The sequence below is a fragment of the Actinomadura latina NBRC 106108 genome (genome assembly GCF_001552195.1).
GTDB lineage: Bacteria > Actinomycetota > Actinomycetes > Streptosporangiales > Streptosporangiaceae > Spirillospora > Spirillospora latina.
The window spans coordinates 1-13,969 of the sequence record NZ_BCQS01000028.1; the positions used below are offsets into that span (position 1 = coordinate 1).

Genomic DNA, 13,969 nt, shown 5'->3' on the forward strand with positions numbered 1-13,969 from the left:
CCGCTCTCGCGTTTCCCGCTCCGGGGCAACCCTTCAAGCCTACCCGATCCGCCCCGTTTGTCCAACTCTGAGGCGGTTCGTCCTCGCGCGTCCCAATCGGTGGAGACATGACGACTCGCCACCGAGTTGGTCTGCAGAGGATCCCCCGGGGCCGGCCGCCTGTTCGGCGTCCCGCCTCCCCTTGGGGCGAGTAGAACATTAGATCCACCCGCCAGGGGCGTCAAATCGGCGCCGCCCGGGTATGAATTCGCAGGTCACATGCTGTTTTCAGGACGCTCATGATGCCCGGAGACGTCCCTCGTAACCGCACTGTGACGTGTATCTACCGAAGTTTTCCCGCCTCATGACGACCGCCCGCCCGGAAGTCCGACGGGCGGGCGTCCGGGCGGGCGAGCCGGGACGGCTCAGGACGCGGTCACCTCGACGCCGCCCACGTTCCGCTTACCCCGCCGCAGGACGAGGAATCGGCCGTGGAGCAGGTCGCCGGCCACCGGTACGGCGTCCTCCGACTCGACCTTGGCGTTGTTCAGGTACGCACCGCCCTGCGAGATGGCGCGGCGCGCCTCAGACTTGCTCTTGCACAGGCCGGACGCCGCCAGGAGGTCCACCACGCCCGGCAGGTCGCCGGGCGGCACCTCGGCACGGGGGACCTCTGCCAGTGCGGCCTTCAGCGTCCGCTCGTCCAGTTCCTCCAGGGAGCCCTGCCCGAACAGGGCGCGGGAGGCCGCCACGACGCGGGCTGTCTCGTCCGCCCCGTGCACGAGCGTGGTCATCTCCTCGGCGAGCGCCCGCTGCGGGGCGCGGGCCGCCGGACGGTCGGCGCCCTGCTTCACCAGCTCCTCGATCTCCTCGCGGGGACGGAAGCTGAAGAACTTCAGGAACTGCTCCACGTCACGGTCGTCCGCGTTGATCCAGAACTGGTAGAACGCGTACGGCGAGGTGAGCTCGGGGTCGAGCCAGTACGTCTCGCCGCCGGCCGTCTTGCCGAACTTCGAACCGTCCGCCTTGGTGAGGAGCGGGGTGGTCAGCGCGTGCGCGCTGCCGCCCTCGACGCGGCGGATCAGGTCGACGCCCGCGGTGAGGTTGCCCCACTGGTCGCTGCCGCCCGTCTGCAGCCGGCACCCGTGCCGCCGGTAGAGCTCCAGGAAGTCCATCGACTGGAGCAGGACGTAGCTGAACTCGGTGTAGCTCATCCCCGTCGAGTCGAGCCGGGCCTTCACCGTCTCGCGGGCGAGCATCCGGTTGACCGGGAAGTGCTTGCCGATGTCGCGCAGGAACTCGATGGCGGACATGGGGCCCGTCCAGTCGAGGTTGCTGACCATCGTCGCGCCGGTCGGGCCCTCGTGGAAGTCGAGGAACTTCGACACCTGGCCGCGGACCCGCTCGACCCAGGCGGCCACGGTCTCCTCGGAGTTCAGCACGCGTTCGGCGCTCTTGCCGCTCGGGTCGCCGATCAGGCCGGTGGCGCCGCCGACGAGGCCGATGGGCCGGTGCCCGGCCTGCTGGAAGCGCCGCAGCGTGAGGATCTGGATGAGGTTGCCGAGGTGCAGCGAGGGCGCCGTCGGGTCGAACCCGCAATAGAGCGTGACCGGTCCCGCGGCGAGCAGGGCCCGCAGATCGTCCAGGTCGGTGGACTGCGCGATCAGGCCGCGCCACGCGAGATCGTCCAGGATATCGGTCACGGTCTCCCTCGTCTCAGGCTTGCTTTCCTGTGCCCGCCAGGCTGCACCGGCGGGCGCGTGTCACGCCAACGATATTTCAACGCCCGCCCGCGAGGGGGCCGGTCAGCCGCCGGCGGGGATCTTCTTGCGCTGCTTCGGGACGTGCGGGCGGTACGGGGAGACGGTGGGGTCGCCGTCGATCCAGAACCGCCACGGGACGTCCTTCGCGCTGCTCACCCCGGTCCGCGGGCCGTTGCGGATCAGCGCGGGATCCGCGGGCTCGCCCTCAAGGACGGTCATCTCCCCGCCCGGAGTGCACACGTCCAGGCCGTTCTGCTCGCGGACGACGCCGAGCGCCTGGCAGAGCCGGGCCGGGCCGCGGGCCAGGTCGCGGACGGTCGAGCGTGGCCGGCGCGCGCGGGCGAGATCCTCACCCCCGATGATCTCGCCCGCGCGGAGCAGCACCGCCACGGACGTCCCGTCCGGCCCGCAGACCAGGTTCATGCAGAAGTGCATGCCGTAGGTGAAGTACACGTAGACGTGGCCGGGAGGCCCGAACATCACCTCGTTGCGCCGTGTCCGCCCCCGGTAGGCGTGGGAGGCGGGGTCCAGAGGACCCGCGTACGCCTCCACCTCCGTCAGCCGCGCGGCCACCTCGCCTTCCGGGGTGCGGTGTGTGACCACATGCCCGAGAAGCGATGGCGCGACCTCGTCCACCGGGCGGTCGAAGAATTCCCGTGGCAGCAACGCTCCGTCCATCGCCTCACCGTGGTCTAGGGGGCCGGTTCTCCGCCCGGCCAGCCTACGGCGCTCCTCGCACCGCGCCGGACGCGCCGGGTCAGGAGTCCGAGCCGGACGCCCAGGCGGCGTGCTCGTTGACCAGCGTGCGCAGCGCGCCGATCTGCTCGCGGACGCGGTCGGGCGCCGTCCCCCCGTACGCCTTCCGCGACGCCAGGGCGCCCTGGACGTTCAGCACCTCGCGGACGTCCGGCGTCAGGTGCGGCGACACCTTGCCGAGTTCCTCGTCGGTGAGGTCGTCGAAGTCCTTGTCGTTGACCTGGCACCAGACGACCAGGTGGCCGACGACCTCGTGCGCGTCGCGGAACGCGACCCCGCGGCGGACGAGCAGCTCGGCGAGGTCGGTGGCGAGGGCGAAGCCGTCCGGCGCGAGGGCCTCCAGCCGCTCCGTGTTGACGCGCATCGTCGCGATGAGCCCGGACATCGCGGGCAGGACGAGCAGCATCGTCTCGACGGCGTCGAACGCGCCCTCCTTGTCCTCCTGCAGGTCGCGGTTGTAGGTGAGCGGCAGGCCCTTGAGGGTGGTGAGCAGCCCGACGAGGTGGCCGATGAGGCGGCCGGCCTTGCCGCGCGCCAGCTCGGCGACGTCGGGGTTCTTCTTCTGCGGCATGATCGACGACCCGGTGGCGTAGGTGTCGTCCATCTCGATCCAGCGGAACTCCTGCGACGCCCAGAGGCAGATCTCCTCGCCCAGGCGCGACAGGTGGACGCCGATCAGCGCGGCGGCGAAGAGGAACTCGGCGACGAAGTCGCGGTCGGCGACGGCGTCCATGGAGTTGGCCGCGGCGGCGTCGAAGCCGAGCTCGGCGGCCGTGGCCTGCGGGTCGAGCGGCAGCGACGAACCGGCGAGCGCGCCGGAGCCGAGCGGGGAGATCGCGGCGCGCTTGTCCCAGTCGCGGAGCCGCGCGATGTCGCGGGTCAGCGGCTGGACGTGCGCGAGGAGCTGGTGGGAGAACAGCACGGGCTGGGCGTGCTGCAGGTGCGTCATGCCGGGCGCGGCGACGCCGAGGTTGTGCTCGGCCTGCGCGATCAGCGCGGTCTCCAGCTCCACCAGCCGCGAGACGATCTGGCGGGCGTGGTCGCGCAGGTAGAGGCGCAGGTCGGTGGCGACCTGGTCGTTGCGGCTGCGGCCGGCGCGCAGCTTGCCGCCGAGCGCGCCGAGCCGCTCCAGCAGGCCGCGCTCCAGGGCGGTGTGGACGTCCTCGTCGGCGACGGTGGGCCGGAACTCGCCGGACCGGCACGCCTCCTCCAGGTCGTCCAGGGCACCGATCATGCGTTCCAGCTCGTCGTCGGTGAGCAGCCCGGCCCGGTTGAGGACGCGGGCGTGCGCCCGCGAGCCCATCAGGTCGTAGGGGGCGAGCCGCCAGTCGAACTGGACGCTCACCGAGAGCCGCGCGAGCGCGTCCGACGGGCCGCCTTCGAACCGGCCGCCCCACAGCCGCGTCGGTGCCTTCGTCACTGAGATCCTCTTCTTCCCACCACTGATCGTTGTCGTCCCATCTCACCACGCCGGCCGTCCCCGCGCGGCCGGGCGTGCGCTCGCGCCGCGCGGGGACGCCGTGCTCATGGCGTCCCCGCGCGGTGACGCGGCGTCCGGCCCAGGGTACGGCGAAACCGGCCCCCGCCCGCCGCCGCGTGCTCAGGCCCGCTGGTCGCGGTCGCGCTGGGCGGCGATCTTGGTGGGCAGGCTCCACAGCTCGACGAAGCCCTTGGCGAGGCTCTGGTCGAAGGTGTCGCCGGTGGCGTAGGTGGCGAGGTCGTAGCTGTAGAGGGACGCGGCGCTGCGCCGGCCGGTGACGACGGCGCGGCCGCCGTGCAGGGTCAGCCGGACGTCGCCGGACACGTGCTGCTGCGCGTCGGCGATGAACGCGTCCAGGGAGTCCTTCAGCGGCGAGAACCACAGCCCGTCGTAGGCCAGCTCGCCCCACCGCTGGTCGACGGACCGCTTGAAGCGGGCGAGGTCGCGCTCGACGGTGACGTTCTCCAGCTCCATGTGCGCGGTGATGAGCGCGACCGCGGCCGGGGCCTCGTAGACCTCGCGGCTCTTGATGCCGACGAGCCGGTCCTCGACCATGTCGATGCGGCCGACGCCCTGCGCGCCGGCGCGCCGGTTCAGCTCGGCGATGACCTGGTACGGGGTGAGCGGGCGGCCGTCCAGCGCGACCGGCACGCCGGACGCGAACGTGATGACGACCTCGTCGGCCTCGCGCGGCTCGGCGGGGTCGGCGGTGTAGTCGTAGACGTCCTCGATGGGCCCGTTCCAGATGTCCTCCAGGAACCCGGTCTCGACGGCCCGGCCCCACAGGTTCTGGTCGATGGAGTACGGCGACTTGGCCGACACGTCGATCGGCAGGCCCTTGTCCTCGGCGAACGCGATGGCCTTGTCGCGCGTCCAGGCGAAGTCGCGGGCGGGCGCGATGACCTTCAGGCCTGGGTCGAGGGCGGACAGGCCGGCCTCGAAGCGGACCTGGTCGTTGCCCTTGCCGGTGCAGCCGTGCGACACGGTGGTGCCGCCGAACTCCTTGGCGGCCGACACCAGGTGCTTGACGATCAGCGGCCGGGACAGCGCCGACACCAGCGGGTACCGGTCCATGTAGAGGGCGTTGGCCTGCATGGCGGGGACGCAGAAGTCCGCGGCGAACTCCTCCCTGGCGTCCACGACGACGGCCTCGGCGGCGCCGCAGGCGAGGGCCCGCTTGCGGATGGTGTCGAGGTCCTCCCCGCCCTGGCCGACGTCCACCGCGACGGCGATGACCTCGCCGCCGGTCTGCTCGGCGAGGAACGGGATGGCGACGGAGGTGTCCAGGCCCCCGGAGTACGCGAGTACGACGCGCTCGCTCATGGTCTTTGTCTCCTGTGCGAAGTGTTCGGATTCGGAAGGCTGGGATGGGGGCCGCCCGGCGGCCCTAGCTTCGTCGTTCGCGCCCGTTGGTCAGTCTGAGGAGCGCTGCCGCGACGTCCTCCCCGCCGCTTGGGTCGCGGGAGATGACGAGGATCGAGTCGTCGCCCGCGACGGTCCCGAGGATCGCCGGCCATTCGGCATGGTCGATCGCCGAGGCCAGGTACTGCGCGGCCCCCGGCGGGGTCCGCACCATGACCAGGTTGGCCGACGCCTCGGCCGAGACGAGCAGCTCCGCGGCGAGCCGGGAGAGCCGTCCGGTGAAGGTCTCGGCGGCCCCGGTGCGGGCCCGCCGGATCCGCTCGCCGCCCTCTCCGGGGACGGCGTAGATCAGGCTGCCGTCGTCGGCGCGCAGCTTCACCGCGCCGATCTCGACCAGGTCGCGCGACAGCGTGGCCTGGGTGACCTCGACGCCCTCGTCGCCGAGGAGCTTCGCGAGCTCCCCCTGCGAGTGGACGGGATGCCGGGTCAGCAGCTCGATCACCCGGGCGTGCCGGGCGGCCTTGGTCATGGGGGTCGTCACCGGGAGCGCTCCAGCAGCCAGACGAGCAGCGCCTTCTGGGCGTGCAGCCGGTTCTCCGCCTCGTCCCAGACGCGGCTCTGCGGGCCGTCCAGGACGGACGCGGCGATCTCCTTGCCGCGGTAGGCGGGCAGGCAGTGCAGGACGATCGCCGAGGGGTCGGCGAGGGCGAGCAAGTCGTCGTTCACGGCGTACGGCTCGTAGAGGGAGGTGTCCTTGCCGTCCTGGCCCATCGACACCCACGTGTCGGTGGCGAGGACGTCGGCTCCGGCGGCGGCCTCGGCGGCGTCGTCGGTGACGGTCACGGACCCGCCGGTGGCGGCGGCGATCTCGGTGGCCCGGGCCACGACCGAGGGATCGGGCGGCAGCGACGCGGGCGCGCCCACGCGGACGTGCATCCCGGCGGTGGCGCAGCCGAGCAGGTAGGAGTGCGCCATGTTGTTGGCGCCGTCGCCGAAGTAGGCGAGGGTGACGCCGGCGAGGGCGCCCTTGGCCTCCCGGACGGTCTGCAGGTCGGCGAGGATCTGGCAGGGGTGGAACTCGTCGGTGAGGGCGTTGACGACCGGGACGGTGGTGCCGGCGGCCATCTCGTCGATGCGCTCCTGCCCGGCCGTCCGCCACACGATGGCGCTGACCTGCCGTTCCAGGACGCGCGCGGTGTCGGCGATGGTCTCGCCGCGGCCGAGCTGGCTCGTTCCCGCGTCCATGACGAGGGGGTTGCCGCCCAGTTCGGCGATGCCGGCGGTGAAGGACAGCCGGGTCCGGGTGGACGGCTTGTCGAACAGGACGGCGACCGACTGCGGGCCGTCGAGCGGCCGGTGGCCGAACCGGTCCTTCTTGACCTTGGCCGCGAGGTCGAGGACCTCGGCCTGCTCGGCGGGGGCGAGGTCGTCGTCCCGGAGGAAGTGCCTGGTCATGGTCGGCCCCCCTGCGCGGCGGCATCGAGGATCGAGGGGAACGCGTCGGCGAACGACTGCGCCTCCTCCGCCGTGAGGACGAGCGGCGGCGCGATCCGCAGCGCGTCCGGCTGGAGCGCGTTGATGAGGAAGCCGGCGTCGCGGGCGGCGGCCTCCACCGCGGGTGCGTGCGGCCCGGTCAGGACGGCGGCGCGCCACAGCCCGCGCCCGCGCACGCCCGCGAGCAGCGGGTGGTCGATGGCGCCGAGTCCGGCGGCGAGGGTCTCCCCCACCGAGACGGCGGCGGCGAGGAGGCCGTCCTTCTCGATGGTGCCGAGGACGGCGAGCGCGGCGGCGGCGGCGACCGGGTTCCCGCCGAACGTGCTGCCGTGGTCGCCCTTCGCGAACAGGTCGCCGTGCGGGCCGAACGCGATGCAGGCGCCGATCGGCAGCCCGCCCCCGAGGCCCTTGGCGAGAGTGATGACGTCCGGCTCGGCGTTCTCGTGCTCGAACGCGAACCAGGTGCCGGTGCGGCCGATCGCGGACTGGATCTCGTCGGCGACGAACAGCGCGCCCGTCGCGTCGCAGATCTCACGGGCGGCCCTGAAGTAGCCGTCCGGCGGCGGGACGACCCCGGCCTCGCCCTGCGTCGGCTCCAGGAAGACGGCCGCGCACTCCTCGTCCACCGCGGCCTTCAGCGCATCGGCGTCACCGTAGGGGGCGAACCGGACGTCGATGGCGAACGGTCCGAACGGCTCCCGGATGGCCGCCTTGCCGGTCAGCGACAGCGCCCCCATGCTCCGGCCGTGGAACCCGTTCTCCGCCGCGACGAAGTACGACCGCCCGTTCCGCTTCCCGTACTTGATGGCGAGTTTGAGCGCGCACTCGTTGGCCTCGGTGCCGCTGTTGCCGAAGAACACCTTCCCGTCGCCGCCCAGCAGTTCGCGCAGCCGCTCGGCGAGCAGCACCTCGGGCTCGTGCAGGAACAGGTTGGACGTGTGCGCCAGTGTCGCTACCTGCGACGACACCGCCTCGACGAGGGCCGGGTGCGCGTGCCCGAGCGAGCTGACCGCGATCCCGGCGATCAGGTCGAGGTACTCGCGGCCGGCGGCGTCCCAGACCCGGCAGCCCTCGCCGCGCACCAGCGCCACCGGCGGCACGCCGTAGTTCGGCATGAACGCGGCTTCGAAACGGCCTTGCAAGTCGCTCATGACGTCCCCTCGGCCGGGGCGCCCGGGAGGCTGGGCAGCACCATCGTTCCGATCCCTTCGTCGGTGAAGATCTCAAGGAGCAGCGAGTGCGGGACGCGCCCGTCCAGCACGTGGGCCTGCGGGACGCCGCCGCGCACGGCCGTCAGGCAGGCCTCCATCTTCGGCACCATCCCGGCCGACAGGCCGGGCAGCAGCGCCGCCAGCTCGTCGGTGGTGAGGCTGTCGATCACGTCGTCGCTGTCGGGCCAGTTCGCGTAGAGGCCGTCGACGTCGGTGAGGACCACGAGCTTCGTCGCGTCCAGCGCGACGGCCAGCGCCGCGGCGGCCGTGTCGGCGTTGACGTTGTAGACCTCGCCGTCGTCGCCGCGCGCGATGCTGGACACGACCGGGACGCGCCCGTCGTCCAGCAGTGCCCGGACGGCCCCGACCTGCACCTCGACGATCTCGCCGACCTGGCCGATGTCGACCTTCTCGCCGTCCACGACCGCGTGCTTGCGCTCGGCGGTGAACAGGTTCGCGTCCTCGCCGGACATGCCGACCGCGAACGGCCCGTGCCGGTTGATGAAGCCGACGACGTCGCGCTGCACCTGCCCGGTCAGCACCATCCGGACGACCTCCATGGCCTCCGGCGTGGTGACGCGCAGCCCGGCGGTGAACGTCGAGTCGATGCCGCTGCGGGCGAGCGCCGCGTTGATCTGCGGGCCGCCGCCGTGCACGATCACCGGCTTCAGCCCGGCGTAGCGCAGGAACACGACGTCCTCGGCGAACGAGTGCCGCAGTGCCTCGTCCGTCATCGCGTGCCCGCCGTACTTGATCACGACGGTCGTCCCGTGGAAGCGCTCCAGCCACGGCAGCGCCTTGATGAGCGTCTCGGCCTTCGACAGCACGCCCATCCGGTTGCCGCGGATCTCCGCGCCGCTGGTGATCGCGCTCATGTGGAGTACGCCGAATTCTCGTGGACGTAGTCGGCCGTGAGGTCGGTCGTCCAGACGGTGGCGCTGTTCGGGCCGGCCGCGAGGTCGACGGTGATCGTCACGTCCCGGGGGCGCAGGTCGACCTTGTCGCGGTCGTCGCCGAACGAGCCGTTCCGGCACACCCACACGCCGTTGATCGCGACGTTGACGTGGTCGGGCTCGAACACCGCGTCGGTGGTGCCGACCGCCGACAGCACCCGGCCCCAGTTCGGGTCCTCGCCGTGGATCGCGCATTTGAGCAGGTTGTTGCGGGCGATGGACCGCCCGACGGTGACGGCGTCGTCCTCGGACGCGGCGCCGACGACCTCGATCGCGATGGCCTTGGAGGCGCCCTCGGCGTCCACGAGCAGCTGCCGGGTGAGATCGCCGCACACCTCGGTGAGCAGCGCGGTGAACTCCTCCTCGCCCGGGGCGGTCCCGGCGGCGCCGGACGCCAGCAGCAGGACGGTGTCGTTGGTCGACATGCAGCCGTCGGAGTCGAGCCGGTCGAGGGTCGCGCCGGTCGCCGCCCGCAGCGCCCGGTCGAGCGTCCCGGCGGGCAGGTCGGCGTCGGTGGTGATGACGCACAGCATCGTGGCGAGGGACGGGGCGAGCATGCCGGCGCCCTTCGCCATCGCGCCGATCATGTAGCCGCCCTCGCCCTGCCGGAAGGAGATCTTCCCGACGGTGTCGGTGGTGCGGATCGCGTCGGCGGCGGCGAGCCCGCCGTCCCCGCGCGACAACTCGGCCGCGGCCTTGTCGACGCCGGGCAGCAGCAGGTCCATCGGGAGCCGCTCGCCGATCAGCCCGGTGGAGCAGACGGCGATCTCGCCGGCGGAGTCCTCCAGCAGCTCGGCGGCCTTCTCGGCGGTGGCGTGGGTGTCCTGGAAGCCGGGGGCGCCGGTGCAGGCGTTGGCGCCGCCGGCGTTCAGCACGACCGCGCGGACGCGGCCGCCCTTGAGGACCTGCTCCGACCACAGGACGGGCGCGGCCTTCACGCGGTTGCGGGTGAAGACGCCGGCCGCGGCGCGGGACGGCCCGTCGTTGACGACGAGGGCCAGGTCGCGGTTCCCGCTGTCCTTGAGGCCGGCGACGACGCCGGCGGCGCGGAAACCCCTGGGGGCGGTGACGCTCAAGGGGACACTCCGATCGTGGTCAGCCCTAGTTCTTCCGGGAGGCCGAGGGCGATGTTGGCGCTCTGGACCGCGCCGCCCGCGGTGCCCTTGGCGAGGTTGTCGACGGCGGCGATCACGACGATGCGGCCGGCCGCCTCGTCCAGGGCCGTCTGGAGGAGGACGGTGTTCGCCCCGAGCGTCATGGACGTGGCGGGCCACCGGCCCTCGGGCAGCAGGTCGACGAACGCCTCGCCGGCGTAGGCCCTCTCGTAGGCGGCGCGCAGCGTCGCGGCGGTGACGCCGGGCCTGGCCTTGGCCGTGCAGGTCGCGAGGATGCCGCGGCTCATCGGCGCGAGCGTCGGGGTGAAGGAGACCGTGACCGGCTCCCCCGCCGCCGCGCTCAGGTTCTGGATCATCTCGGGCGTATGCCTATGCGTGCCGGCGACGCCGTAAGCGCTGACCGCGCCCATGACCTCGCTGCCGAGCAGGTGCGGCTTGAGGGCCCGTCCGGCGCCGGAGGTACCGGACGCGGCGACCACGACGGCGTCGGGCTCGGCGAGCCCGGCGGTGTACGCCGGGAACAGCGCGAGCGACACGGCGGTCGGGTAGCAGCCGGGGACCGCGACCCGCCGGGCGCCGCGCAGCGCGTCCCGGTGGCCGGGCAGTTCGGGCAGCCCGTAGGGCCAGGTGCCCGCGTGCGGCGTCCCGTAGAAGGCTTCCCAGGCGGCCGCGTCGGCGAGGCGGTGGTCCGCGCCGCAGTCGATGACCAGCACGTCCTCGCCGAGCTGCGCGGCGAGCGGCCCGGACTGGCCGTGCGGCAGCGCCAGGAAGACGACGTCGTGGCCGGCGAGGGTCTCGGGGGTGGTCTCGGCCAGGACGCGCCCGGCCAGGGATCGCAGGTGGGGCTGGTGCGCGCCCAGCTCGGTGCCCGCGTTGGAGCCCGCCGTCAGCGCGCCGATCTCGAACTCTGGATGTCCCGCCAGGATGCGCAGCAGCTCGCCGCCCGCGTAACCGCTGGCGCCGGCGACCGCCGTCCGGATTCCCATCTCCCCATGCCCTCTCGAAGACAACAAGCAAGAGTATGCAGGACCCTGGATTCCTATTCAACGCCGGGTCCCGTTTTCGCAGGCGTTGAGACGAGCGCCACACTGATCGCTGTCGTCAACCGAGGTTGACATGGTCGCGGCGTCAACTTATGTTGACATCATGTCATCGAGAGTATTTAGGACGCTAAAGATTTGCCCTCTAAACATCGGTTCCCTAACATCTCCCGCATGAAGAACCTCGGTTTCGGCGACCTCGCGATGATCGGCCCCATGGAGGAATGGCCGCTCGGCAGGCTCTTCGCCACGGCGTCGCGGCTGTCGGCCCCCGTCGCCTGGCGGATCATCGAGAAGCACGGCATCAGCCCCGCCGGGTTCTTCCTGCTCCGGCTGCTCATCGTCGAGGACGGGCTCCGTCCCGGCGAGGCCGCCAAGCGGCTGCTCGTCACCCCCGCCACGATCACCTCGGTGGCCGACACCCTGGAGCGCAACGGCCACGTCCGGCGCGAGCGCTCCTACCGCGACCGGCGCGGCGTGATGCTGCGCATCACCGACTCCGGCCGGCATCTGATCGCCGAGAAGTCGCAGCCCATCGGCCGGGACCTCGGCCGCCTCTACGACGTCGTGGACGAGGGCGACGAGGAGGTCATCCGCAGGTTCCTGGTCAAACTGATCAAACGGTTCGAGGACTACTCCCACGAAGAGGAAGCGGAGGGAGACGGCGCATGACCGAACCCCCGGAAGCGGCCGTTCGCACGGTCGGCCTGGAGAAGACCTATCCCGCGTCCGGGCCGCGTCCCGCGGTGCCCGCCGTGCAGGGCATCGACCTGAACGTCCCGCGCGGCGAGTTCTTCGGCCTGCTCGGGCCGAACGGCGCGGGCAAGTCCACCACCATCGGCATGCTCACCACGCTGGTCGTCCCGACGGGCGGCAGCGCGCAGGTGACCGGCCTGGACGTGGTGAAGGACGCCGTCGAGATCAAGCGGCGCATCGGCGTGGTGTCGCAGAACAACACCCTGGACAGCGACCTCACCGTCGCCGAGAACCTGGAGTTCCGCGGCCGCTACTTCGGGCTCGGCGCCCGCGACGCCCGCAGGCGCGCCGCCGAGCTGCTGGAGCTGTTCGGGCTCACCGAGGCGCGCGGCGGCAACCCGTTCGAGATCTCCGGCGGGCAGGCCAAGCGCGTCATGATCTGCCGGGCCCTGATGCACGGCCCCGAGGTGCTGTTCCTGGACGAGCCCACCGCCGGCCTCGACCCGCAGACCCGCACCAACCTGTGGGAGGTGCTGCGCGGGCTCCAGGCGGGCGGCCAGACGATCTTGCTCACGACCCACTACATGGAGGAGGCGGAGGCGCTCTGCGACCGGGTCGCCGTCGTCGACCACGGGAAGATCCTCGCCAGCGGCACGGTGGACCAGCTGAAGTCCAGCGCCGGCGCCGACACCGTCATCACCGTCACCTACGACGCCGCCGCCCCGCGTGAGATCGAGAAGCTCGGCGACCGGAACGGCATCAGCAGGGTCGAGGTCAACGACGGCCAGGTCCGCGTCTTCGCCGCCGACCCCGACGGCATCCTCGGCGAACTCGTCACGATCGGGTCCGGCGCGGGCGTCGGCGTCACCGACGCGACCCAGCTCCGCCCGAGCCTGGAGACCGTCTTCCTCACCCTCACCGGAAGGGAATACCGCGAATGACCGCCTCCACCGCGCCCGCCGTCCTGGCGCCGCCGCCTCCGGCGCGGGCGACGATCCCGCGCACCTTCGCCGCGATGATGGCGCGCGAGGCGCGGGTCATGCGCAAGAACTTCCTGTCGACGTTCGTCCGGGTGCTGGTGCAGCCGGTGCTGTTCGTGTTCGTGTTCGCCTACGTCCTGCCGAAGCTCGGCGGCGGCGCGATGGCGGGCGGGCCGGGCGGGCCGACGTTCTCCACCATCCTCGTGCCGGGCCTCGTCGGCTCGTCCATCATCATGCAGGCGATGATGGCGGTGATCTTCCCGCTGATGATGGAGCTGACCTGGCAGAAGTCGATCACCGACCGGGCGCTGGCGCCGGTGCCGATCCCGCTGCTGGCCGCACAGAAGATCATCGCGGCGGCGACGCAGGGGCTGATCGGCGGGCTGCTGGTCTTCCCCGCGGTGCTGTTCATCCACGCCGAGGGGCAGGCGCCCAAGGTGCACGTGGACAACTGGCCGATCCTGATCCTCGTGATGGTGGCGGGTTCGCTGCTGTCGGCGGCCGGCGGACTGCTGCTCGGCACGCTGATGAACCCGCAGAAGGTCCAGGTGCTGTTCGCGATGGTGCTGCTGCCGATGACGATGCTCGGCTGCGTGTACTACCCGTGGTCGGCGCTGGACGACATCCGCTGGCTGCAGATCGCCAGCCTCTTCAACCCCCTCGTCTATGTCAGCGAGGGGCTGCGCAGCGCGCTCACCCCGGCCATCCCGCACATGCCGGCGTGGGCGTTCCTGCTCGCCATCATCGGCGGGACGGTCCTGCTGACCTGGGCCGCGACCCGCACCTTCACCAAGCGCGTCCTCACCTGATCCGCGCGGACGCAGCGGGGCCCGGGGGTTTAGCCAGCCCCCGGGCCCCTTCGTTACCGCCCATTTCGCACGCCGGCGTCAAGGTGGACGCGGATCATCCTGAGGCCCTCGTGCGTTGCCGTTACGCCATCGCCCCACGAGCGGAGCGAGCCGGATTCGAACCGGCATCCCAAGGGTTGTCGTCCACGTCCGCGCGATCCGGCGATCGGCGGTGAATGCTGAGCTTGGAGCGAGAATCTGAGGTTGAGCGGGCGGCTGCCTCTACCTGTTGGGCCACCCCGGCACGCGTGCCGGGGGCGGGATTCGAACCCGCACTGAACGCTCACCCTGG

The 13,969-nt window shown here is 71.9% G+C and carries 13 protein-coding genes; 3 read left to right on the plus strand and 10 right to left on the minus strand.

Features of this window, described 5'->3' with window-relative positions:
• Nucleotides 1–404: 404 nt before the first annotated feature.
• The 10 genes from tyrS to argC all read right to left on the minus strand — a co-directional run bounded on the left by tyrS (nucleotide 405) and on the right by argC (nucleotide 11,099).
• Nucleotides 405–1,682 carry a tyrosine--tRNA ligase gene (tyrS, locus tag AL2_RS28795; RefSeq protein WP_067639079.1) on the minus strand — a complete coding sequence of 426 codons (1,278 nt, stop codon included), beginning with the start codon at nucleotides 1,680–1,682 and terminating at the stop codon, nucleotides 405–407.
• Between the two features lie 102 nt (nucleotides 1,683–1,784).
• Complete coding sequence (locus AL2_RS28800) at nucleotides 1,785–2,420, minus strand: DNA-3-methyladenine glycosylase (protein ID WP_067639081.1); 636 nt, start codon at nucleotides 2,418–2,420, stop codon at nucleotides 1,785–1,787.
• Between the two features lie 79 nt (nucleotides 2,421–2,499).
• Nucleotides 2,500–3,918, minus strand: coding sequence for an argininosuccinate lyase (gene argH, locus AL2_RS28805; protein ID WP_067639083.1), 1,419 nt, complete (start codon nucleotides 3,916–3,918; stop codon nucleotides 2,500–2,502).
• 180 nt (nucleotides 3,919–4,098) lie between these two features.
• A complete protein-coding gene (locus tag AL2_RS28810; RefSeq protein WP_067639085.1) occupies nucleotides 4,099–5,301 on the minus strand; it encodes an argininosuccinate synthase in 1,203 nt (400 codons plus the stop codon).
• Nucleotides 5,302–5,365: 64 nt separating this feature from the next.
• Complete coding sequence (locus tag AL2_RS28815; RefSeq protein ID WP_067639087.1) at nucleotides 5,366–5,869, minus strand: arginine repressor; 504 nt, start codon at nucleotides 5,867–5,869, stop codon at nucleotides 5,366–5,368.
• 8 nt (nucleotides 5,870–5,877) lie between these two features.
• The gene (argF, locus tag AL2_RS28820) at nucleotides 5,878–6,795 is read right to left on the minus strand and encodes an ornithine carbamoyltransferase (protein WP_067639089.1); all 918 of its coding nucleotides are present in this window, start codon (nucleotides 6,793–6,795) and stop codon (nucleotides 5,878–5,880) included.
• Nucleotides 6,792–7,985, minus strand: coding sequence for an acetylornithine transaminase (locus AL2_RS28825; protein WP_067639091.1), 1,194 nt, complete (start codon nucleotides 7,983–7,985; stop codon nucleotides 6,792–6,794). Before AL2_RS28825 ends, argF begins: the two co-directional genes overlap by 4 nt.
• Nucleotides 7,982–8,920, minus strand: a complete 939-nt coding sequence (argB, locus tag AL2_RS28830; RefSeq protein WP_083947003.1) for an acetylglutamate kinase — start codon at nucleotides 8,918–8,920, stop codon at nucleotides 7,982–7,984. The genes AL2_RS28825 and argB overlap by 4 nt, the downstream gene beginning before the upstream one ends.
• Complete coding sequence (argJ, locus tag AL2_RS28835) at nucleotides 8,917–10,074, minus strand: bifunctional glutamate N-acetyltransferase/amino-acid acetyltransferase ArgJ (RefSeq protein WP_067639093.1); 1,158 nt, start codon at nucleotides 10,072–10,074, stop codon at nucleotides 8,917–8,919. The genes argB and argJ overlap by 4 nt, the downstream gene beginning before the upstream one ends.
• The gene (argC, locus tag AL2_RS28840) at nucleotides 10,071–11,099 is read right to left on the minus strand and encodes an N-acetyl-gamma-glutamyl-phosphate reductase (protein ID WP_067639095.1); all 1,029 of its coding nucleotides are present in this window, start codon (nucleotides 11,097–11,099) and stop codon (nucleotides 10,071–10,073) included. Before argC ends, argJ begins: the two co-directional genes overlap by 4 nt.
• 228 nt (nucleotides 11,100–11,327) lie before the next feature.
• Here argC and AL2_RS28845 point away from each other — a divergent pair, with 228 nt between their 5' ends.
• Genes AL2_RS28845 through AL2_RS28855 form a run of 3 tightly spaced genes read left to right on the plus strand, consistent with a single transcriptional unit; the run spans nucleotide 11,328 to nucleotide 13,638 of the window.
• Nucleotides 11,328–11,825: a MarR family winged helix-turn-helix transcriptional regulator gene (locus AL2_RS28845; RefSeq protein ID WP_067639097.1), complete on the plus strand. Its 498-nt coding sequence runs from the start codon at nucleotides 11,328–11,330 to the stop codon at nucleotides 11,823–11,825.
• Nucleotides 11,822–12,790, plus strand: coding sequence for an ABC transporter ATP-binding protein (locus AL2_RS28850; protein ID WP_067639099.1), 969 nt, complete (start codon nucleotides 11,822–11,824; stop codon nucleotides 12,788–12,790). The genes AL2_RS28845 and AL2_RS28850 overlap by 4 nt, the downstream gene beginning before the upstream one ends.
• Nucleotides 12,787–13,638: an ABC transporter permease gene (locus AL2_RS28855; RefSeq protein WP_067639101.1), complete on the plus strand. Its 852-nt coding sequence runs from the start codon at nucleotides 12,787–12,789 to the stop codon at nucleotides 13,636–13,638. The genes AL2_RS28850 and AL2_RS28855 overlap by 4 nt, the downstream gene beginning before the upstream one ends.
• Nucleotides 13,639–13,969: the final 331 nt, after the last annotated feature.